Origin of the sequence: Acetobacter zythi (assembly GCF_963921165.1) — a bacterium.
Lineage (GTDB): Bacteria > Pseudomonadota > Alphaproteobacteria > Acetobacterales > Acetobacteraceae > Acetobacter.
On record NZ_CAWUEO010000001.1, the window covers coordinates 648621 to 669863 of the forward strand.

Here is a 21243-nt window from a genome sequence, read left to right on the forward strand (position 1 = left end):
CCGCCATCCACCGCCCTTACACTTACAGAAAGCCCCTAACGACATGACGCAGGACACACGCCCGCGCGCGCATGCCATAATGGAAGACATATCGGCCGCCGCCGTGCGCGAACCCGTGCCAGAACACCTGAAAACCATGAAGATGGACCGTGTGTTCTGGAGCCACTTTGCCCCCAATCTGGGGCCGGGGGGCTGGGTAACGGGTGCGCTGCTGATCAGCATGGGGCTGGACTTCAAAACAGGCATTGCCGCCGTTGTGCTGGGCAACCTGATTGGCGCTTTGCCTGTAGCTCTGGCAGCAGCCATTGGCCCTTCCACCGGGCTGACACAAATGGAGGCCTCCCGCCGGGCACTGGGGCAGATGGGCCTGCGCCTGCCTGCGTTCCTGAACTGGATTTACTGCGTGGGGTGGGATGCGGTGAACAACGTGCCCGCTGCCACAGCCCTGATCGCACTGCTGCTTGCAGGGGGCATGCATACCCCCTTCTGGGCCGCCCTTGGCGTACTGGCGGGGGTGCAGATGGTGGCCTCAATCTATGGCCACCATGTTGTGCAGGCGTTGCAAAAATACCTTGGCGCGTTCTTGCTGCTGGCCTTTGCCCTTATTGGCATTGTGTTTGCCATTCGGGGGCAGGCGCCACTTGCCAGCCATCACCCCGTCAGCGTGACAACATTTTTGCTGGCTGTGGGGGTGCTGGTCAGCTTCAACCTGTCATGGGCGTCCTATTCCTCGGACTACACGCGGTACCTGCCTGCCAGTTCCAGCCCCACAAAAGTGGTGCTGCTTGCACTCGCCGGGCTATTGGCATCGGCCATTCCGTTCCAGATTCTGGGTCTTATCTCGGCAGGGAGTGTGGTGGATGCATCCCCCACGGCGGTTATTGCATCGCTCCAGCACACATTGGGGCCGCTGGGCACCTTTGCACTGGCCGCCATTGCCCTGTCCTCCATTACCGGGAACTCGTTCAACGATAACACGGCAAGTTACAGCCTTATTTCCGCCGGGCTGCATGTGCCCCGCGTGGCCGCCGCCGTGCTGACCGCAGCATTGGGCTACGCGCTGGCAGTAGCCGGGGCGGGGCAGTACGCAACATTTTATACGGACTACCTTATGGTCACCATGTACTGGATTGCCCCGTGGACAGGCATTGTGCTGGCGGACTGGTATTGCACAAAGGACCACACGGCCCGCCCAGCGCCCAAGGGGTGGACACGCGGCGCAAGCATATTTGCCATAACCGCAGCCCTGACCATTGGCCTGTTTTCCACCAGCAGCCTTTATACCGGCCCCATTGCCCGCTGGCTGGGTGGGGCAGATATTGGGTATTATGTCGGCTTTTTTGTTGCCGCTGCCTGCTATGCTGCGGGCATGCCGCGCCGCACCAGTTCGTAAAGCCCAAGGGCTGCTGCTACGGACACATTCAGGCTTTCCATCTCGCCCGGCATGTACAGGCCCGCAATTTCATCACAGCTTTCACGCGTCAGGCGGCGCAGACCGCGCCCCTCCGCACCCAGCACAAGGGCTACGCGCCGCCCGTCAAACCCGGCGCCGTTCAGGATTGTGCCACCCGCATCCAGCCCTACAGTCCAGCACCCAGCTTTTTGAAGCATTTCTATAGCGCGGGACAAATTGACCTCGCGCACAAAAGGCACCGTTTCCAGCGCGCCGGAGGCCGCCTTGGCCAGCACGCCGGTTTCCTCCGGGGCATTACGGTCCTGCACCACAATGCAGGCCGCGCCAAAAGCCGCTGCCGAGCGCAAAATGGCCCCCACGTTGCGCGGGTCGGTCACCTGATCCAGCACCAGCACGGGGCCGGGGCGCTCCAGCGCCTCCTCCAGCATGAGAGAGGGCAGACTATGCGCCAGCATGGCTACACCCTGATGCACCGCATCCGGCCCCAGCAGGTCATCCAGCCGCGCCCGTTGCACAAGTTCTGGGGCCACTTGCAGGTTGCGCCCACCTGAACGGGCGGCTTCTTCCAGTGCCGGGTGTTCAGCCTCTGTTACCAGCAGGCGTTCGTATTCCCTCCGTGGGTTGGCCAGAGCCGCCGCCACGGCATGCGTGCCAAACAGCCAGCATTTGCCCGCCGGGGCCGTGGACATGCCCTCGCGCCCACCGCCACCATGGCCAGATGAACGGGAGCGGCGTGCGGGACGTGCGGCTTTGCGGGGGTTCTGCATGGACAATATGGTTCCAAGTTGGAGTCAGTCTGCCTCTCCCCTAGCGCATGAGCGGGGTATCCGCCTATCCCTGCGATGGCGCATGACCTTATCTTTATCCACATCCGGGGGGCTGGCCCGTGCCGGGGAATGGACATTCCCCCCATGCGGCGGTAATCCGTCTGATGCAAAGCAGCCCAGACGCAACAGCAGAACAGGAGCGCCTTATGTCCGCAGCTCAAGGCCCATGTGCTGGCGCCATTACCCTGCACAAAAACGACCTGCCCGATACCCTGCGCTTTACTGGTTCTGTTGCCGTGGACACGGAGACAATGGGCCTGAACCCCCATAGGGACCGGCTGTGCCTTGTCCAGCTTTCTGGTGGGGATGGCACGGCCCATCTGGTCCAGCTTGTGCCGCCCTCCCTTGGTGGCACGGGGTATGACTGCCCCAATCTCAAACGCGTACTGGCAGACCCGACGCTGACCAAAATCATGCATTACGCCCGCTTTGATGTCCGCATTTTGCAACATACGCTGGGTCTTACGGTCAGCCCTGTTGTCTGCACCAAAATAGCGGCCAGACTGGTGCGCACCTTTACCGACCGGCACGGACTGGCCGCACTGTGCCGTGACCTGCTGGGCGTGGACCTGAGCAAGCAGCAACAAAGTTCGGACTGGGGTGCGCCAGATCTCAAACCCGAACAACTAGCCTATGCCGCATCGGACGTGCTTTACCTGCATGCGCTGTGGCAAAAGCTATCCGCCCTGCTGGAGCGCGAAAACAGGCGCGATCTGGCACAGGCATGCTATGATTTTCTGCCCACACGCGCACGGCTGGACATGATGGGCTACGAAGACCCGGACATTTTCTCCCATCGTTCCTGAACAGGGCGCATCTGGCACTCTCTGACCATCGGACCCACTCCACGCATGACCACCACCGCTCACCCCGCCCTGACCAACCCCGGTATGGATGCAGCCGCCACAGTGCGTGTTGAACAGACCGGGCTGGAGGCTCTGGCCCGCGCGTTTGAGGACCAGAGCGGGCTGGGGGGAGCGTTTGCGCAGGCCGTGGCTATTCTGCTGGCCATTTCTGGCCGGGTTGTGGTCACGGGCATTGGCAAATCCGGCCATGTTGCGCGCAAAATACAGGCTACGCTGGCATCCACCGGCACACCCTCGCTCTACGTGCATCCAGCCGAGGCCTCACACGGAGATCTGGGCATGGTCCAGCCCGGAGATGCCATTCTGGCGTTTTCCAACTCGGGCGAGACCACGGAACTGGCCGATATTGCAGCCCATGCCCTGCGCACCGGCCAGCCCCTGCTTGCCGTAACCAGCAAGGCCACATCGACCCTGGCCACCACGGCAACACTGGCCCTGACCCTGCCTGCCATGCCAGAAGCCTGCCCCATGGGGCTGGCCCCAACCACCAGCACACTCATGCAACTTGCTTTTGGCGATGCGCTGGCCGTGGCCCTGCTGCGCCAGAGAGGCTTTACCGCATTCGACTTTAGCACGTTTCATCCCGGGGGCAGGCTGGGCGCGCGCCTGCGCACGGTGCGCGAGGTCATGCACACGGGCAGCGCCATGCCCCTGACCACGCCCGACACGCCCATGCGTGATGTCATTATGGAAATGACGCACAAGGCGCTAGGCTGCGTTGGCATTGTGGGGCAGAATGGGGAACTGGCGGGGCTGATCACCGATGGTGACCTGCGCCGCGCGCTGGACCAAGACCTAACAACCACACTGGCAAAAAATGTTATGAACCCAAAGCCGCTGACCATAAACGCGGATGTTCTTGCCTCCGAGGCATTGCAGGTCATGAACGCGCGCAAGCGGCCCGTTACAGCTCTTTTTGTCCTTGATCGCGCAGGTCTGCCCGTGGGCGTTGTGCACCTGCATGATCTGGTCCGAGCAGGCGTTGGATGACAGACACCCCCGATAAACGCCCCCAGCGCGAGGACTATGCCCGCTCCGGGGCGGACATCAAACAACAGCGCGAACGCCTTGCGGCGTCCTCCGTCCGGCGCAAAGTGCCTGATGCCGCCAATCTGGCGCGCAGGCGCACCATGCTGCGCTGGGCTAAATGGCTGCTGCCCGCAACGGCCCTGCTGCTCTTGGCCGCCATTGCCGTCTGGCCGGAAGTGGAACATCTGATAAGTGCCAACCAGACCACCATGCGCGAGTTGAGCAAGGTTAAAATAGAAAGTGGCAATCTGGTCGGGGCCACCTACCGTGGGGTAGATGAACATAACCGTCCGTTCACAATTACGGCGGATACGGTGCATCAGGCCACAGGCAACAGGCTGGACCTGACAGACCCCGTGGCCGATATTCTCACACAGGCCGGGGACTGGCTTATGGTCCGATCGGAAAAAGGCGTTTACATGCAACACGCACAGATTCTTGACCTGACCGGAGAAGTCACCCTGTACCGCGATGATGGCCTGATGATGCATACCCCCGTAGCCGATGTGGATATTAAAGGCGGTATTGTAACTTCCGATTCATGGGTGCGTGTGGAAGGACCATTTGGCACACTGGACGCACAGGGCTTCCTGCTGAGCCAGCATGACGGCCTTGCCCAGTTCCGCGGCCCCGGCCGCCTGATCCTTAATGACGACATCCAGAATGATGCCACCACTGGCAAAAAGGCATCCTGAAGCATGAGCACACGCACACCGCCCTCCGCATACGCCACCCTGCGCTCTTTTGCCCGCCGCAGCACCGTACTGGCCTGCCTGCCTGTTGCCAGCCTGCTCTGCCACGGGAGCGCACACGCGCAGGCCATTGACCTGTCCCATGGCGGGCAGATCGCGGTCACCGCTCTGGGCGGGTTTGACTGGGACCAGAACCTGAAAAAAGTGGTCGCCTACGATCAGGCCAAGGCCGTACGGAACAATGCCACGGTCACCGCAGACAAACTGATTGCCTATTACCGTAAAAAACTGCCCGTAGGCGCCACGGGCACCCCACAGCCCGAACAGGCAAACCCCGCCCCCGCCGTCCAGCCCGACCACCCCACACCCGACCCTGCACCCGCCGCCACGGCAACCGCACCGGACGCAAAAACCAGCGCCTCCACGACCGCTGAGACCAAAAGCGCGGATGATCAGGATTCCGGTTCGAACGAGATATACCGGCTTGAAGCCATAGGCCACGTCCACATTTTTACCGATACCGATCAGGCGTGGGGGGACAAGGCGGTTTATGACATGGACAAGGCCGTGCTGGTCATGACCGGTAAAAACCTCCGGCTGACAACACCGCAGGATGTGCTGACCGCGCGCGATTCCATGGAATATTACTCGCAGCAGCATATTTCCATCGGGCGGGGAGATGCGACCGTCACAACCGATGACCACCGCCAGATCCGGGCCGATGTGCTGGTGGGCTACAGCACCCCCGATGCGCCCGCAAAACCGGGTGCAACCAGCCAGACCAGAACCGATGGCAACAAAACCGATAACTCGGACACGCCCCTTGCCTCGCGCTCGAACAAGCTGGAAAAGGTCAATGCGTTCGGTCACGTCTGGGTCCGCACCCAGACCGAAATTGTAACGGGCGAGCGCGGCGTGTATGTGCCTGATACGGGTATTGCCCGCATTGTTGGCAATGTTCACATTACACGTGGACCAAACCAGATTCAGGGGGCTGCGGCCATTATTAACATGCACACGGGTATTGCCACCATGACAGAACGTCCGGGCAACCGGGTAAGCGGGCTGGTTGTTCCCAATAATGGCGATACATCGGACAGGAAGTAACAATGAACCGGGAAGTAAGCTGGACGTCCGAGGAAACTGTGCGCGAAGAAGTTATTGGCCCAGAACCCATTGACCTGAACGCCCCCCACATGCCGGGGCACGGTCTGATCGCCCATAATATTGGCAAAAGCTATAAAAAGCGCCAGGTGGTCAAGGATGTCTCGATTGAAGTGCATCGGGGCGAGGCCGTTGGCCTTCTGGGGCCAAATGGTGCTGGCAAAACCACCAGTTTTTACATGATTGTGGGGCTGGTCCAGCCCGACACCGGCACAATCACGCTGGATGGGGCCAACATTACCCAACTGCCCATGTACCGCCGTGCGCGGCTGGGTATTGGCTACCTGCCGCAAGAAGCCAGCATTTTTCGGGGCCTGAATGTAGAGCAGAACATTATGGCGGCACTGGAGGTGGTCGAACCCGACCCCGACCAGCGGCAGGTCATGCTGGATGGGCTGCTGAACGAATTTGGCATTACCCGCCTGCGCCATTCCCCTTCCCTCGCTCTTTCGGGCGGGGAGCGCAGGCGGCTGGAAATTGCCCGCGCACTGGCCAGCCAGCCGCACTACATTCTGCTAGATGAACCCTTGGCCGGGATTGACCCCATTGCCGTGGGGGAAATCCGCGATCTGGTCTCCCACCTCAAGGACCGGGGGATCGGGGTACTGATTACCGACCATAATGTGCGGGAAACACTAGAAGTGATCGACCGCGCTTACATCATGCATAGCGGGCAGGTGCTGATGCAGGGCGTGCCAGAAGAAATTGTTGCGCATGAAGACGTAAGGCGCGTTTATCTGGGCGATAGTTTTTCGCTCTAGCCCACGCCCCTATTGGCATGGGCCTTATGCGCATAACCAGCATCCGCGTGCCTGCCCCCTGTGGGTCAGGCCGATGCCGTGGTGGCCAAGACCGGTTTTTCAGGCCTGTTTGCTGCGTGTGTCCAACAGGTTGGAAGGGCCTTCCTCCAGCACACAGGCTGCATCTCCCACACTGATCAGCCCGCCTTTTTCCACCACTGCGTTCTGCGCGAACATAACCCCGCCTTGGGTTCGCCTGAAACCGGCCAGCGTGGCCAGCGGCTCCCCCGGCGTTGGAACCTGCGCCGTATTCTGGTCAATGGATGTGACCACACAGCGCGAGCACGGGGCAAGCACCCGCACAATAACCCCACCGCCAATAGACAGACGCCGCCACCCGTCCTCAGCCCATGGCTGTTGGCCTGCCAGCACAATATTGGCCCTAAAGCGGGTCATGGGCACACCCTGCCCCACAGGCAGGCGGGCATTCAGGTCTTCCAAAGATGCCGTATTGGCCAGCAAGAGCGGATACCCATCCGCAAACGAGACAGGACGTTGCTCCGCCCCCAACTGGCGGATGCGCGCAAGCTCCGGCCTATGCATCCATACCAGACGGCAAGGCCGCTCCAAGGCCTGCTCCAGCCACGCGGCGGCCATATCCCCTGCATCCCGCGCCTGAACCTGATCTTTCCAGACCGTCACCAAAGCCGTGGGGCTTTCCTGATCGGGAAAACGCACCGGGCAGGGGCGCATGCGCGCACGGGTGAGTGTAAGCCCCTCCGCTGTGGGAATAGGGGTAACCAGCGCCATGGCGCGGCAGGTGCGCTGGGTTATAAACCGGCCCTCGGGGTCCACCACCATCCACCGCCGGTCTCCCTCCAGCCCCCACGGGCTGACCATGGCTGTGGGGGGAGAAAGCCCGTGCAACCCTTTGACCGGATATACATGCAGGCTGGCAACACACAACTCGCTCATACCTTACCTCCGCTTACCAGTTCAGGGGTGGTGCTCCACGGAGCCGGGCAGAACTGGCGGCGCGGTTACGGCCAGCGGAGGGGCTGGCTGCATAGCTATGGGGGGTGCGGGAGGGGCTGGCGGTATGGGGGCGGCCACAACAGCTACGGGAATATCCACCCGTTCCATAATCGGGCGTATTTTCTGGTGTGTTACGTGCCACATAAAGCCGCCATACAGCGCCACAAGAGCAGCAAGGCACCCCAGTTTGATCTGCCAGCCCCAGCCACGCGGCATTTTGGGCATATGCTCAGGCGGGGCGGAACGTAAAAGCATGGCGGGCAAGTATCCGGATTATAACGTGTAAGACCTGTTCCCTCCCTGTGTAGGCATAGGGTGGGGCTGGCGACAAGCCTGCCATGCGCCTTTATATTTCTCCCCACCCCGCCAACCATGCAACCACCGGACAAAGCTCTGCATTATATCTGTAACAAAGGCATGGACATACACACCCCGCCCATGCCCAAATGCAGGATGAAGCATTGCAGACCCTGCCTGCATTGTAACACTGGCAAGTCCATTGCCCCGCAGTGCCGCTCCGGCAAACACTGCGCCTTTGGGGTTAGTGGGCCTGCCTGCCAGTCGCAAGGAACGATGTCCTATGCATATTCAGGTTTCCGGTAAACAGATTGATCTTTCCGACGCCTTGAAACATCGGGTCAACACCCATCTGGGCAATCTTGCGGAACGATACTTTGATACAGGGCTACAAGCACAGGTAACCTTTGGCAAAGCCCGCTCCTTTTTTACGTGTGACATCAACGTCAAGGCCGGTCGCGGCCTGATCCTGCGCGGAGAAGGCGAGGCCGCAGACGCCAATGCCGCCTTTGATGACGCAGCCGAACATATTGCCAAACGCCTGCGCCGTTACCACAAACGTGTAACCTCCCACGCCCGCTCCACCACACGCCAAGAACTGCCCGAACGCGCGCGGTCCTATGTGTTGCAGCCAGTGGAAGAACACGAACAGAGTGACCCCACCTCCACCACGGAGGAGGAAACCTTTGCCACCATTATTGCCGAACAGCCTGCGGATATTCCGGTTCTGTCCGTAGGGGAAGCCGTTATGCGGCTGGACCTTGCGGGGCAGAATTTTCTGCTTTTCCGCAATACGGCCAGCCGCCATATCAGTCTGGTTTACAGGCGCGATGATGGCAACATTGGCTGGCTGGACACAGCACCGCTCGAAGCCGCCGCTGCCTGAGCACACCGCAGCGGACCTTTCCTCCACCCCAAACAAAAAGGACCGGCGCAAACCGGTCCTTTTTTCATGCGCTGCAAAAATAACTGATTACTGGAGAGAGGCCGGAACCATGTCGTTCTGCACAATGGCGCCCCATGCGGTTTCCATGTCATCCACCACAGCCAGTAGTGAGCCGTCTGCTGCGTAAATGGCGCAGCCTTCCTCTCCATCCTCCAAGGTGGCCGGGCGCGTATAGGCAACCTTGCTCAGCCCAAGGGAACGGAACTGCATATCGGAAAGTTGCCGCACATCCGCCACACGTTCGGCCTGTGGCAGACCAGCTGGCATGTAACCACCCTGCATGCTGCTTTTCATTGCGTCCTCCTTCCGGGTTTTAACTACCGTCCACATCCATAACCGGATGCAGCATACGTGGCGTGGGCCGGGGTTTAACGCCTGATCCAGCGGCGACCTGCCCTTTTTGCCCACCCTGCATGATCTCGATCTGCTTGACCCTTACCTCCGGCTGCGGGCGGAAAAGATCAATATGCAACAGGCCGTTATCCAGCCATGCACCACCAATTTCTATTCCTTCGGCCAACACAAAGGCCTTCTGGAACTGGCGGGAGGCAATACCGCGATGCAGATAAACGCGCTCTTCTCCCTCTTCCACCTGCCGGCCACGGATGACCAACTGGTTGTCCTCCTGCGTGATCTGGAGATCTTCCATCCGAAAACCGGCAACCGCAAGGGTAATACGCAGGCCGTTGGGGGCTATCTGCTCTATGTTGTAAGGGGGGTAACCATCACCCGAACCCTTGCTGGCACGTTCCAACATCTGTTCCAGATGATCAAAACCCAAAAACATGGGCGAGCCAAAAAGCCTGCCTGACATTGTACAAGCCTCCTCCTTTCTGAGCGAGACGTATAAAACCGGACCCGTCTTGGCATCCGGTCTCTTCACGATATGGGATAGAGGCGGACACACGCAACCCTGTGTCCCGCGTCATTATGGTCTGATGGGCCAAGACTGTGGTTTGCACGCCATATTGTGGCGGCAAAGCGACAGATTTTTTGCGCCAGAACAGCTTTTATTGCCGTTTTGTGCTGGCATCCGCCACAACACAACGCTAAATCGGGCTGTATGACAAACGCAGCCCTGACAGACGCCGCATTTTCCGCTGCCTCGGATAAAGCGGCCCCTCTTACCATCCTGACGCCACCCCACCCCGTGCTGCGCCAGAAAGCAAGACTGGTCAAACCGGAAGATATGGCGGAAATCCAAAAGATTCTGCCCGGCATGTTCGCCGCCATGTATCAGGCCCCCGGCATTGGGCTGGCTGCCCCGCAGGTTGGCCTGAGCCAACGCTTTGTTCTGATCGATCTGGGCGAAAAAGAAAATCGCGAGCCTATGATCCTGATCAACCCCGAAATTGTGGCCGAAACGGAAGAAATGTCCACGCGGGAGGAAGGCTGCCTTTCCCTGCCCAGCCAGTATGCTGAAGTGGTCCGCCCCGAAAAAGTGCGTGTGCGCTGGCACACCATAACTGGTGACAGGCAGGAGCGTGATGTGGACGGCCTGCTGGCGACCTGCATACAGCACGAACTGGACCATTTGGATGGTGTTCTGTTCGTGGACCACCTTTCCGCCCTGCGCCGTAACATGATCCTGCGCCGTCTGGCCAAGGACCTGAAGCGCAACTAAGTGGAAAACCCCCGCCCGATGCGTCTTGTTTTTATGGGTACGCCAGACTTTGCCGTACCCGCCCTAAAGGCCCTCCATGCCGTCGGGCACGATATTGCTGCTGTGTACTCCCAGCCCCCACGCCCCGCTGGCCGGGGCAAGGCCCTGCGCGCATCGCCCGTGCAGCAGGCCGCACAGGACCTTGGCCTGCCTGTGCGCCACCCTCTTTCTCTGCGTAACAATACGGAGGAATGGGAGGCATTTGCCGCCCTGCGCGCCGATGCCGCCATTGTGGCCGCTTACGGGCTGATTCTGCCCCAGACCATGCTGGACGCCCCCGCAATGGGCTGCCTGAACATTCACGCAAGCCTGCTGCCCCGCTGGCGGGGCGCATCCCCCATCCAAAGTGCGATCTGGGCGGGAGATACGCAAAGTGGTGTTACCATCATGCAGATGGAAGCAGGGCTGGACACAGGCCCCATGCTCCTGCGGGAGGCCGTGCCCATTACAGCCCACACAACCGCCACCACCCTGCATGATGCCCTGAGCGCACTGGGGGGGAACATGGTGCTCCGTGTGTTGCAGGATTTTCCATCACCAACGCAGTCTGCGGCAGACACACAGGCACGCCTTGGCGCAAACCGCCCGGCACGCCAGATACAGCCAGATGCAGGCGTAACTTACGCCGCCCGCCTGACGCGTGAAGATGGACGCATTGACTGGACACAGGACGCAACCGCCATTGACCGCCAGATTCGTGCCCTGACCCCATGGCCGGGCACGTTTACTACCCTCGCAGATGGCACCGTAATCAAAATTGGCGGGGGGCAACCAATCCCCCAGCCAGCAGAACCATCCGGCGGGCCTGAACCCTCCGCCACGCACGCCACAGTTCCCGGCACAATCGTGGATGACCAGTTGAGCGTAGCATGTGGCACCGGGTTCATCCGCCTGACCCGCCTGCAACGGCCCGGTCGCGGCATGATGGAGGCTGATGCATTCCTGCGCGGGCAACCCCTGCCTGCGGGCACACACCTTGGCGCCATCCCCCCCAACAATACGCCATGACCACCCCCGCCATCCAGCGCTGGGCTGTTCAACTGGAATATGATGGGCGCGGGCTTGTGGGCTGGCAACGGCAGGCGTCCGGCCTTTCTGTTCAGGCTTTGCTGGAAGAGGCCGCCTTTCGCCTTGCAGGGGGCAGGCCCGTGCCCAGCATTACAGCCGGACGCACGGATTCGGGCGTGCATGCTCTGGCACAGGTCGCACATCTGGACTTCCCGGCAGATGCCCATTTTTCCAGCTACTCCGTGCGGGAAGGATTGAGCTACCACCTCAAACCCCATGCCGTGGTTGTGCTTAATGCGGCCCCCGTCAGTCTGGACTGGAGCGCACGGTTTTCCGCCACATGGCGGTCTTACCGCTACCGTATTCTTAACCGCCGTACACGCCCCGCACTGGCAGAGGGCCATGTGTGGCACGTTAAGTCCCCACTGGATGTGCAGCGCATGCAAGACGGCGCCAACCTGCTGCTGGGCCTGCATGACTTTACATCCTTCCGCGCTGTGGCCTGTCAGGCCAACAGTCCCATCCGCACACTGGACCAACTGGACATTACGCGGGAGGGGGACGAAGTGGTCATTTTTGCCAAAGCCCGCTCGTTTCTGCACCATCAGGTGCGCAATATGGTCGGAACGCTTAAAAAAGTTGGAACAGGTGCATGGGAGCCAGAGCGGGTTGCCCATGCTCTGGCCGCGCGCGACCGCAGCGCTGCTGGCCCCACAGCCCCACCGGATGGGCTATACTTAAACGGTGTTGGCTACGAGCCAGACCCATTTGCCAATGTGGTGGAGCAGACCCGCACGTAAAGGGATACGTCTACCGGGCAGCAAACCGGCCCGCAGGCCGTTGCGTACCAGAACAGTTGAGAGGCGTAGCCCTCAACTTGTTTTCATGTTCACCATAGGCTGCAGCAGGTCATTGATAACCATGTAATGCGGGGGCAACAGTGCCGCCAGCGCATACAGCGTGACCGATGCCAGCAGGATGGACACATACAGCAGTGCCGCGCGCCCACCCGAAATACCCAAGCCGACCTTGGCCACGAACCATTGCAGCCAGAGTTCATACGCTGCCGCGCACAATGCCAAAGCACCAATAAAACCCTGCTGGCGGGCAATATCAGGCGTAATCACGGCGGCAATAAGCGCACAGGCGAGCGAAATCAGCACCACAACCCAGCCACACCAGGTTGCCGCTGTAATATAACGCAGCCAGAGTGCGCCGCGCCCCCAGCGCTGGGCATAAAAATGAGAAATAACCGCAGGCAGAAACAGCACGCACAAAGAAAGAAGCAGTTTGGTGGCGGACATAACCTTATCTGGCAGCAGGAAAATCTGAATCCCCCCCACCAGTATGCAGGCCATCTGCGGTGCAAGGGCTGCACCAAATGCGTCTGGCGTCCCTTCAAAACAGGCAAGCCCCTCCCGCTTGCCTGCGGCCAACTGCAACATACCCTGCACTATGCGACGAACCGCGCCTAGCTTGCCAGTCTCTGGAATCACGCCCCTACCCCTTTCAAGAAGGCTTCATAAATCTGGGTCAGCTTTTCCATGTCAGCAACGGCTGCATGTTCATCCACCTTATGAATACTCGCCCCGACCAGACCAAACTCCGCCACCGGGCAATAGCGGGCAATAAAGCGCGCATCTGACGTGCCTCCCCCCGTATCCAGTTTGGGAGAAAGCCCCGTAACACGCGTGATGGCCTGTTGCAGCACCGCCATTTCCTCCCCCGGTGGGGCAAAAAAGGACTCACCGCTAATACTTATATCAACCTGCGCCCGGGGGGCATGCTGGGCACACACGGTTTTAATCCAACCGCCAAGGGCTGCACCTGTATGCAGGTCATTGAACCGGATGTTCAGCCGTGCCTGTGCTCGCGCAGGAATAAGGTTGGTCGCGGTGTTGCCCACGTCCAGACTGGTCACCTGAAGGCTGGATGGTTCAAAATACTCCGAACCATGGTCCAGTGGTGTGGCCCGCAGCGCGTCCAGAATTGCAAGCAGACGATGCACGGGATTATCCGCCCGGTGTGGATACGCCACATGCCCCTGCGTACCCTCGACCGTAATATGGGCATTCAGGCTGCCCCGGCGGCCAACCTTGACCATTTCCCCCAGTGTCTGTGGGTTGGTTGGTTCCCCTACAAGGCAGTAATCGGGAATGTGGCCGTGTGCGGCCATCCATTCCAGCACTTTTTGGGTACCATAGGTGGCCGGGCCTTCCTCATCCCCCGTAATCAGCAGGCTGATGGACCCATGGCCTTTACCAGCCTGCACATAGCGGGCAATGGCGGCTATGCAGGCGGCAATGCCGCCTTTCATGTCGCACGCACCCCGGCCATAGAGCACGCCATCCACAATATCGGCAGCAAACGGTGGATGCGTCCAGTCGGCCTCATTCCCCGCGGGCACCACATCGGTGTGTCCGGCGTAGCAGATATGCGGAGCACCCGTCCCCAGTCGGGCAAACAGGTTGGGGGTACGTTCTGCTCCCTCGCCAAATGGCAGGTGCGTAACCGCAAACCCCAGACTGGCCAGCATGGCGCCCAGTAAAAGCTGGGACTCACCGGGGTCGGGCGAGACCGAGGGCTGACGGATGAGCAACCGGGCCACAGCCACCGGGTCTGTCAGCGCCAGATCAGCGGGAAGTGGACCGGATGTACCTTTTGTCATACGTCAGTCTCGTCCTTTAACGCAGTGGCGGTTCAGTCGCGCAGCAGTTCGTTGATAGAGGTCTTGGAGCGGGTCCGCTCATCAACACGCTTCACAATAACCGCGCAGGCCAGTGCCGGGTTGGGGCGACCATCCGGGCCAACCGGGTTGGATGAGGGCATGGTGCCCGGAACCACTACGGAATAGGCCGGAACGCGACCCATGTAGATTTCGCCCGTTGCACGGTCCACAATTTTGGTGGAAGCGCCAAGGAACACACCCATGGACAGGACCGAACCCCGCTCCACAATAACCCCTTCGGCCACTTCCGAGCGGGCGCCAATAAAGCAGTTGTCCTCAATAATAACCGGTGCGGCCTGCAACGGCTCCAGCACACCACCAATGCCCGCACCACCGCTGATATGGCAATTTTTGCCAATCTGCGCACAGCTCCCAACAGTGGCCCATGTGTCCACCATGGTGCCGCTATCCACGCGGGCACCCACGTTAACAAAGCTGGGCATCAGCACAGCACCGGGGGCAATAAAGGCGGAGCGGCGCACAACGGCGCCCGGCACCACGCGGAACCCGGCCTTATCAAACCGCGCCTGATCCCAGCCTGCAAATTTGAGAGGCACTTTGTCATACGCAGGAGCGCCAGCGGCTCCACCGGGCTGAACAACGCTGTCATTCAGACGGAAGGAGAGCAGCACGGCTTTTTTCAGCCATTCATGCACAACCCATCCATCTTCCTGCGGGGCAGCCACACGCAGGCGGCCAGAATCCAGTGCTTCAAGCGCTGTTTCAATGGCGTCACGGTCTTTGCCCACCGTTGCGGAAGAAATGCCGTCGCGGCCTTCCCACAGGGTTTCAATATGAGCGCGGAGGGTTTCGTCTGTCATGGCACACCAATCAGAAACTAAGGAAAATTCAGCCCGGGCGACAGGCCCGCCCGGCAACAAAAGAGGATAAAGACCATGCGGACAGGGGCCTGTCCTGTCAACGTGGGTCTTATTCTGTGGCCCCTGCCCCGCGTGGACTTTTTACTCCGCGCGGATGAGCGTGCCCGAACCAGAGGCCGTAAACAGTTCCAGCAGGCAGGCATGGGGCATACGGCCATCAATAATGACCGCACCACGCGCGCCACCCTGCACCGCTTCAATGCAGGTTTCCACCTTGGGGATCATACCGCCGGTAATGACCCCTTCCTCAATAGCCTGACGGGCCTGTGCTGCGGTCAGTTCGGGAATAAGGTTGCCCTGTTTGTCCAGCACGCCGGGGACATCAGTCAGCATCAGCAGGCGTGTGGCGTGCACGGCGCCAGCCACGGCGCCGGCTGCGGTATCGGCGTTAATGTTATAGGTCTCGCCGTCCTCACCAAGGCCCACGGGCGCTATCACAGGAATAAGGCCCGAACCGGACAGGGCGTAGATCACACGCGGGTCAACCTTGACCGGTTCGCCCACAAACCCCAGGTCCAGAACGCGTTCGATCTGGCTATCCATATCCCGCACGGTACGGCGCATCTTGCGCGCGGTGATCATCTTGCCGTCCTTGCCCGAAATCCCGACGGCAAGCGCTCCGGCCTCGCAGATCAGCTCCGCCACCTGCTTGTTGACCGAACCGGCCAGCACCATTTCGATCACATCCACCACATTGGCGTCTGTAACCCGCAGCCCGTCAATGAAGTGCGAGGGAATGTCCAGCCGTTTGAGCATCTGGTTGATCTGCGGACCACCCCCATGCACCACAACCGGGTTAATACCCACCTGTTTGAGCAGAGCAATATCGCGCCCGAAGGTCTTGGCCAGACCAATATCCCCCATGGCATGGCCACCATACTTGACCACAATGGTGTCCCCCGCGTAGCGCCGCAGGTATGGCAGGGCGTTTGCCAGAACGGCGGCCTCATGCACTGCATCATGCTTGGTGCCGGAAGAAGGGAGTCTCGGTTCAGTCATGCTCTGAAAATCCTGCCGTCGTCTGTCCGTTTTTACCTGATCAGGTCAGGGCAAATTCTGCCAGTTCCGCCCGCAATGCCTCAATGCCCTGCCCGGTCTGGCTACTGGTAAGAGAAAGATGCGGAAAAGCCGCCGCATGGCGTGCAATTTCGGCCTCCACATCGGCCTGCTTGCGGGCAAGCTGCGCGGGTTTAACATCATCACATTTGGTCAGCACAACCTGAAAGCTGACAGCCGCGCGATCAAGCAGTTTCATAACGTCCTGATCATGCGTTTTCATTTCCACCCGTGCGTCCAGCAGCAGCACAACCCGGCGCAGGCTGGGCCGCCCACGCAGGTAGTCGAACATCATTTCCTGCCAGTCTTCCTTGACCGACTTGGCCGCGCGGGCAAAGCCATAGCCGGGCATGTCCACCAGCATCAGGCGCTGGGCAAGGTCAAAAAAGTTCAGCTGCTTGGTTCGTCCCGGCTCGGATGAGGCCCGGGCAAGCGTCTTACGCCCCGTCAGCGCATTGATCAGGCTGGACTTGCCCACGTTGGAGCGCCCGGCAAAAGCGATCTCTGGCAGGGTCTCTGGGGGCAGTTGCCCCAGCTTTTGCGCGCCAAAAACAAAATCACAAGAACCGGCAAAAAGCCGCCGCCCTTCTTCCAGAGCGGCGGCAATATCTGCTTCGTCCTTCAGTTCGCGGAAAGAAGGCTCTTGATGCATCATTTTTTAGCAACCAGTTGGGGCTTGGCGTCCGCCGCTTTGAGGCGACCCATGATGATAATCTGCTGGATGGCGGTCAGCACGTTGCTCCAGCAGTAGTAGATAACCAGACCAACAGGCTGGCGCGCCATGAAGAACGTGAACAGCAGCGGAATGAACATCATCACCTTCTGCTGTGCAGGATCCATGCTGGTGGAGCTTGCGCTGACCTTCTGCATGACAAACATGGTGGCGCCATAAATGATCGGCCATGCGCCAAGTGTCAGCAACGGCAGGATCTGCGTGGGGTCAAACGGGATCAGACCGAACAGATTGAAAATATTGGTCGGGTCCTGCGCCGAAAGATCCTTCACCCAGCCCACAAAGGGCGCGTGACGCATTTCGATCGTGACGTACAGGTCCTTGTACAGGCACCAGAACACGGGAGCCTGAATGAACAGGGGCAGGAACCCGCCGAACAGGCTGACGTTCTCTTTGCGGTACAGCATCATAATCTGCTGCTGCATCACCACCGGATCATCCTTGTGGCGTGCACGGATCAGGTCAACCTGCGGCTTCAGGCGCGAGGTCTTCCACGTCATACGCATCTGTTTGATGGTCAGCGGCAGGAAGGCCACCTTAACAATAACCGTAAAGGTGAGCAGGGCCAGACCAAAGCTACCCAAATGGCTGTTCAGCCAGTCCAGCACAAAAAACACAGGGCGGGTCAGGAAGGACAGCCACCCGAAGTCCACGGCTTTCCAGAACATGGGAATGTGCAGGTCGTGCTCGTACTGCTCAAGCAGCCGCACTTCCTTTGCACCAGCAAACACATGCGCCTGCGTGGAAACGGTCTGCCCCGCGCCCACCTGCATGGGAGCCGTGGCGGTAAACCCGACCTGATACTGCGTTTGCGCCGCCTGCCATGCATACGTGCCAACCACGCTGGAGGCCTGATCGGGCACAATGGCCATGAGCCAGTATTTATCCGTAATCCCGGCCCAGCCACCTGTGCCCTGATGGCTCCATGCCACGTTTTCGGGCGGTACGCCGTCATTACGGACAGACTTGTAAGACCCTTCGTTCAGGCGACCATCAATGACCGAAATCGGGCCTTCATGCACCAGCATGCCACCGGTTTCTTCGGGGGTGTAACCACGGTTCACACGGTAGTAGGGGTAGAGAGCAATACTCTGACCCGTTGCGTTGTGCACGCGCTGGGTTACGGTGAACATATAATCCTTGTCCACCCCAAGAGCGACTTCAAACGTCAGCCCCTGCCCGTTATCCCAACTCAGGGTTACCGGGTGTTCTCCGTCCAGCTGTGTGCCGGAGGCTTTCCACAATGTGCGGGCGTTGGGCAGGACTACCGGCACATCGGACGTGGCCGCACGCCAGCCAAAATCCACATAATCCGCCCGTTTGGTGTCCACAGGGCTGAGAACACGCACATCCGGGCTGTTGGGCTTTACGGTCTCGCGGTACTGCTTGAGCACCAGATCATCCAGCCGTGCGCCGCGCAGGTTAATACTCCCCTGAACCGAAGGAGCATTGATGGCAATACGGGCATCTGGCCCATCCGCCACTGCGGGCTGCGCCGTAGCGGCCTGCCCCTCAGACGCAGTAGCAAGCGCTGCGGGAGCCGTCTTGGCAGCCTCGGTCTGTGCGACCTGCTGTGTGGGCTGATGAGCCGGAGCCTGGGGAAAGAAATAATCAAACCCGATAAGAACCAGAGCTGACAACAATGTTGCCAGTATGAGACGTTTTGAATCCATGAGCTCTGGCCTACAGGCCCCCTGCACATAACAAAAATGGAAAACTCAACGACCAGCCATAACGGTGGTCTTGAACGGCACAACCGTGTTCCAGCGCAGGATCGACAGGAATGCAAGACGGGACATTCGCTAATCCCGCATACAGAGTTTCAACGCTTTCCGAAAATCGGCCACCAGCGCATCAAAAGGACGGTCGCGTGTTGCGCCGCGCCCTATCAGCACCAGATCCAGCCCATTTAGCGGTGTATCGGCTTCCACTCTGCGCACAACCTCACGCAACCTGCGGCGCACCCGGTTACGCACCACGGCATTACCGACTTTTTTGGTCACCGTGAAGCCAACACGAGCAGGGTCCGAATCGGGCCGCCTGAAAAACTGAAGGACAAGACCAGACACCGGGGCTTTACGCCCCTTGGCTGCCATGAAGAGAAATTCTTTTCTCTTTTTAAGCCGCAAGGACGCTTGCGCCCCTGCCGCTGGCTGCTCCTGACCTTCAGACCAGTCCATCAAAACCGGACTGCCGGGCAACGCTTACGCGGAAAGACGCTTGCGGCCCTTGGAACGGCGGTTTGCCAGAATACGACGGCCGCCAACGGTAGCCGAACGGGTGCGGAACCCGTGACGACGCTTGCGGACCAGCCGGGACGGTTGATAAGTGCGCTTCATGGCTGCACTCCCTTCAGTTTGAATATGCTTCGCCAGTGGCCGCAGTACGAGCCACTCTCTCTTGAAGTCGCGGCTTATAAAGTTCAGATAGAAGAACGTCAATGTGCGGTGCAGAGTCGCACGACTATTCCCGCTCGATCCTCCGCATGATGGAACGCCGCATGCCTCTCTCATCCACCCGGTTTTGGACCATTCTGGCTGTTATTGGCCTGCCTGTTCTGGCCTGCCTGCTGGGCATGGGCGTAGGTGCCTCCCCCCTACTCACCACGGCACTGGTCGGCCTTGCAGGGGCCTGTGCGGCTTGGATAACCACATACCGGCCCATGCCAGCCACTCCCCAGCCCACCACCACGCCAACCCCTGCGCCCCCGGTAGGGAATGAAGACCCAAAATTGCGGCATGATATACGCGGCATTATTTCACCCGCCATGCTGGTGGCGGAGCAGCTTCTGCTCAGTCAGGACCCTGCCACCCACAAAGCGGCGACCACCATCAATGATTCGCTGGACCGCCTGACAGCCCGCCTGAAGCAACGCAACGCGGGCTGAGGTCTTTTACGGACGTTCGATCAGTTCAATCCTGTAACCGTCCGGATCTTCCACAAAGGCAATGACACTGGTTCCAAACTGGACAGGTCCGGCCTCGCGCACAACTTTACCACCACCTGCGCGAACACGCTCCACCGTTGCGGCCACGTTTGCAACACCTATGGCGAAATGCCCAAAGCCCGTACCCAGATCATACCCATTGTCCTGCCCCCAGTTATAGGTCAGTTCAATTTCCGCCTGTCCGGCGGCGTTATCCGCAAACCCGATAAAAACAAGCGTGTATTTGCCTTCTGGCACGTCCCGGCGGCGGAGTTCGCGCATGCCGAGCAAAGTATAAAATGCCAGACTCTGCTCAAGACTGCGGACACGCACCATGGTGTGTAAAAAACTGGACATTGCCTGCCCTCCCTCCGTCAAAAACTTTGCCATGCCTTATCCTCTAGGCAGGACATGGCTGCCCGGGGTCTATGGCTATCAGAAACAGACCCAGGCGTTCAGCCTCCGCCACACAGGCGGCTCTGTCGGTCAGCAAAGTGTTCCCTGCTTCAAACGCAATCCCGCGCAGGCCAGCCGCGTGGGCATTCCGCAATGTGACCGGGCCGATAGTGGGCATGTCCGCTCTTTTTTCCTGACCCGGCTTGAGCAGCTTGACCAGCACCCCACCCCCACCGGGCTGACGGCACCCACCCGCACGCGCCAGCATGGCATCCGTGCCCTCCATGGCCTCCACAGCCAGCACCACGCCATTCTGCACCACGCAGCCCTGCCCTATGTCCAGCCTGCCAAGCGTTTGGGTGACAACCACCCCATGCCGGATGTCCTCCAGAGCCTGCGCATCTGGCAGTAACCGGCCCAGAACCCCCGGCTCCGCCACGGAGTGGGACAAAAATTCATGCGCGCCACGCACATGGAACCCCTCCTCCCCCAAAATACGCACAAGTGCAGCCAGCAACCCGTCATCCCCCGCAAACAGGGCCTTGCCAAGCCGTGCCAGAATACGAGCACCTTCGGCATCGGGGCATAAACTACGCAGGGAAGGACGGCGGATGGGGCCGATCAGCACAATGTCCGAACAGCCATGGTCGCGCAAAAGACTGAGCATGCGCCCGGCAGCGCCAAGGCGTACGCACTCATGCGGCCAAGGGGCCAGGCTTTTGGGGTCTGCAAATCCATCAAACCCGATAATAAAAACAGACTGACCCGCAGCATGTGCCGCCTCTGCCACTCTGGCTGGCAGCGGACCACCGCCTGCAAGAATGCCAACCGTTGTCGGCATG

At 60.0% G+C, this 21243-nt stretch carries 26 protein-coding genes; 11 read left to right on the forward strand and 15 right to left on the reverse strand.

Translation table 11 applies throughout. The features are described from left to right. The first annotated feature begins 43 nt into the window (after positions 1-43). Positions 44-1393 carry a purine-cytosine permease family protein gene (locus AABE20_RS03095; RefSeq protein ID WP_338331760.1) on the forward strand — a complete coding sequence of 450 codons (1350 nt, stop codon included), beginning with the start codon at positions 44-46 and terminating at the stop codon, positions 1391-1393. Here the strand turns inward: AABE20_RS03095 and rlmB are convergent. Continuing rightward, positions 1357-2181, reverse strand: a complete 825-nt coding sequence (gene rlmB, locus AABE20_RS03100) for a 23S rRNA (guanosine(2251)-2'-O)-methyltransferase RlmB (protein WP_338331761.1) — start codon at positions 2179-2181, stop codon at positions 1357-1359. The two genes, AABE20_RS03095 and rlmB, sit on opposite strands and share 37 nt — an antisense overlap. Positions 2182-2387: 206 nt before the next feature. Between rlmB and AABE20_RS03105 the strand changes: the two genes are divergently transcribed. Genes AABE20_RS03105 through lptB form a run of 5 tightly spaced genes read left to right on the forward strand, consistent with a single transcriptional unit; the run spans position 2388 to position 6753 of the window. Beyond that, positions 2388-3047 carry a ribonuclease D gene (locus AABE20_RS03105; RefSeq protein ID WP_338331762.1) on the forward strand — a complete coding sequence of 220 codons (660 nt, stop codon included), beginning with the start codon at positions 2388-2390 and terminating at the stop codon, positions 3045-3047. 45 nt (positions 3048-3092) lie between these two features. Beyond that, entirely contained in the window at positions 3093-4097 is a 1005-nt protein-coding gene (locus tag AABE20_RS03110; protein WP_338331763.1) for a KpsF/GutQ family sugar-phosphate isomerase, read from the forward strand. Next, entirely contained in the window at positions 4094-4831 is a 738-nt protein-coding gene (gene lptC / locus AABE20_RS03115) for an LPS export ABC transporter periplasmic protein LptC (protein WP_338331764.1), read from the forward strand. The genes AABE20_RS03110 and lptC overlap by 4 nt, the downstream gene beginning before the upstream one ends. Positions 4832-4834: 3 nt before the next feature. After that, the gene (locus tag AABE20_RS03120) at positions 4835-5935 is read left to right on the forward strand and encodes an LptA/OstA family protein (protein ID WP_338331765.1); all 1101 of its coding nucleotides are present in this window, start codon (positions 4835-4837) and stop codon (positions 5933-5935) included. Positions 5936-5937: 2 nt separating this feature from the next. Beyond that, a complete protein-coding gene (gene lptB, locus AABE20_RS03125) occupies positions 5938-6753 on the forward strand; it encodes an LPS export ABC transporter ATP-binding protein (protein ID WP_338331766.1) in 816 nt (271 codons plus the stop codon). A gap of 99 nt (positions 6754-6852) precedes the next feature. On the opposite strand, the gene AABE20_RS03130 is transcribed toward lptB, so the two are convergent. Continuing rightward, the gene (locus AABE20_RS03130) at positions 6853-7707 is read right to left on the reverse strand and encodes an MOSC domain-containing protein (protein WP_338331767.1); all 855 of its coding nucleotides are present in this window, start codon (positions 7705-7707) and stop codon (positions 6853-6855) included. Positions 7708-7728: 21 nt separating this feature from the next. Further along, positions 7729-8022: a hypothetical protein gene (locus AABE20_RS03135; RefSeq protein ID WP_338331768.1), complete on the reverse strand. Its 294-nt coding sequence runs from the start codon at positions 8020-8022 to the stop codon at positions 7729-7731. A gap of 325 nt (positions 8023-8347) precedes the next feature. Between AABE20_RS03135 and hpf the strand changes: the two genes are divergently transcribed. Beyond that, entirely contained in the window at positions 8348-8950 is a 603-nt protein-coding gene (hpf, locus tag AABE20_RS03140; RefSeq protein ID WP_338331769.1) for a ribosome hibernation-promoting factor, HPF/YfiA family, read from the forward strand. A gap of 87 nt (positions 8951-9037) precedes the next feature. Here the strand turns inward: hpf and AABE20_RS03145 are convergent, their stop codons facing one another. Next, positions 9038-9304: a hypothetical protein gene (locus AABE20_RS03145; RefSeq protein WP_086645376.1), complete on the reverse strand. Its 267-nt coding sequence runs from the start codon at positions 9302-9304 to the stop codon at positions 9038-9040. Between the two features lie 19 nt (positions 9305-9323). Next, on the reverse strand, positions 9324-9824 hold the full coding sequence (locus AABE20_RS03150; protein ID WP_338331770.1) for an Hsp20 family protein: 501 nt from the start codon (positions 9822-9824) through the stop codon (positions 9324-9326). Between the two features lie 249 nt (positions 9825-10073). On the opposite strand from AABE20_RS03150, the gene def reads away from it, so the two are divergent. From def to truA, 3 genes are read left to right on the forward strand one after another with little or no spacing between them, the layout of a single operon-like run. After that, positions 10074-10634, forward strand: a complete 561-nt coding sequence (gene def / locus AABE20_RS03155; protein ID WP_338331771.1) for a peptide deformylase — start codon at positions 10074-10076, stop codon at positions 10632-10634. Positions 10635-10652: 18 nt separating this feature from the next. Next, the gene (gene fmt / locus AABE20_RS03160; protein WP_338331772.1) at positions 10653-11681 is read left to right on the forward strand and encodes a methionyl-tRNA formyltransferase; all 1029 of its coding nucleotides are present in this window, start codon (positions 10653-10655) and stop codon (positions 11679-11681) included. Continuing rightward, a complete protein-coding gene (gene truA, locus AABE20_RS03165) occupies positions 11678-12481 on the forward strand; it encodes a tRNA pseudouridine(38-40) synthase TruA (RefSeq protein WP_338331773.1) in 804 nt (267 codons plus the stop codon). The genes fmt and truA overlap by 4 nt, the downstream gene beginning before the upstream one ends. A gap of 72 nt (positions 12482-12553) precedes the next feature. On the opposite strand, the gene AABE20_RS03170 is transcribed toward truA, so the two are convergent. The 8 genes from AABE20_RS03170 to rpmH all read right to left on the reverse strand — a co-directional run bounded on the left by AABE20_RS03170 (position 12554) and on the right by rpmH (position 19418). Beyond that, positions 12554-13177, reverse strand: a complete 624-nt coding sequence (locus AABE20_RS03170) for a hypothetical protein (protein ID WP_338331774.1) — start codon at positions 13175-13177, stop codon at positions 12554-12556. After that, positions 13174-14349 (reverse strand): succinyl-diaminopimelate desuccinylase, encoded by a 1176-nt coding sequence (gene dapE / locus AABE20_RS03175; RefSeq protein ID WP_338331775.1) that lies wholly within the window; start codon positions 14347-14349, stop codon positions 13174-13176. Before dapE ends, AABE20_RS03170 begins: the two co-directional genes overlap by 4 nt. 32 nt (positions 14350-14381) lie before the next feature. Beyond that, the gene (gene dapD / locus AABE20_RS03180; RefSeq protein WP_338331776.1) at positions 14382-15230 is read right to left on the reverse strand and encodes a 2,3,4,5-tetrahydropyridine-2,6-dicarboxylate N-succinyltransferase; all 849 of its coding nucleotides are present in this window, start codon (positions 15228-15230) and stop codon (positions 14382-14384) included. Between the two features lie 141 nt (positions 15231-15371). Continuing rightward, entirely contained in the window at positions 15372-16289 is a 918-nt protein-coding gene (argB, locus tag AABE20_RS03185) for an acetylglutamate kinase (protein ID WP_338331777.1), read from the reverse strand. A 40-nt stretch (positions 16290-16329) separates the two neighbouring features. Further along, on the reverse strand, positions 16330-16998 hold the full coding sequence (yihA, locus tag AABE20_RS03190) for a ribosome biogenesis GTP-binding protein YihA/YsxC (RefSeq protein WP_338331872.1): 669 nt from the start codon (positions 16996-16998) through the stop codon (positions 16330-16332). After that, positions 16998-18752 (reverse strand): membrane protein insertase YidC, encoded by a 1755-nt coding sequence (gene yidC / locus AABE20_RS03195; RefSeq protein WP_338331778.1) that lies wholly within the window; start codon positions 18750-18752, stop codon positions 16998-17000. Before yidC ends, yihA begins: the two co-directional genes overlap by 1 nt. Before the next feature lie 129 nt (positions 18753-18881). Next, on the reverse strand, positions 18882-19259 hold the full coding sequence (rnpA, locus tag AABE20_RS03200) for a ribonuclease P protein component (protein WP_338331873.1): 378 nt from the start codon (positions 19257-19259) through the stop codon (positions 18882-18884). Between the two features lie 24 nt (positions 19260-19283). Then, on the reverse strand, positions 19284-19418 hold the full coding sequence (rpmH, locus tag AABE20_RS03205) for a 50S ribosomal protein L34 (protein WP_081774758.1): 135 nt from the start codon (positions 19416-19418) through the stop codon (positions 19284-19286). Between the two features lie 101 nt (positions 19419-19519). On the opposite strand from rpmH, the gene AABE20_RS03210 reads away from it, so the two are divergent. Continuing rightward, a complete protein-coding gene (locus AABE20_RS03210) occupies positions 19520-19966 on the forward strand; it encodes a hypothetical protein (RefSeq protein ID WP_338331779.1) in 447 nt (148 codons plus the stop codon). Between the two features lie 6 nt (positions 19967-19972). Here AABE20_RS03210 and gloA read toward each other — a convergent pair whose 3' ends face one another. Both gloA and AABE20_RS03220 read right to left on the reverse strand, forming a co-directional pair. Beyond that, entirely contained in the window at positions 19973-20362 is a 390-nt protein-coding gene (gene gloA / locus AABE20_RS03215) for a lactoylglutathione lyase (protein ID WP_338331780.1), read from the reverse strand. 43 nt (positions 20363-20405) lie between these two features. Further along, positions 20406-21242 (reverse strand): LpxI family protein, encoded by an 837-nt coding sequence (locus tag AABE20_RS03220; RefSeq protein WP_338331781.1) that lies wholly within the window; start codon positions 21240-21242, stop codon positions 20406-20408. Between the last annotated feature and the right edge of the window lies 1 nt (position 21243).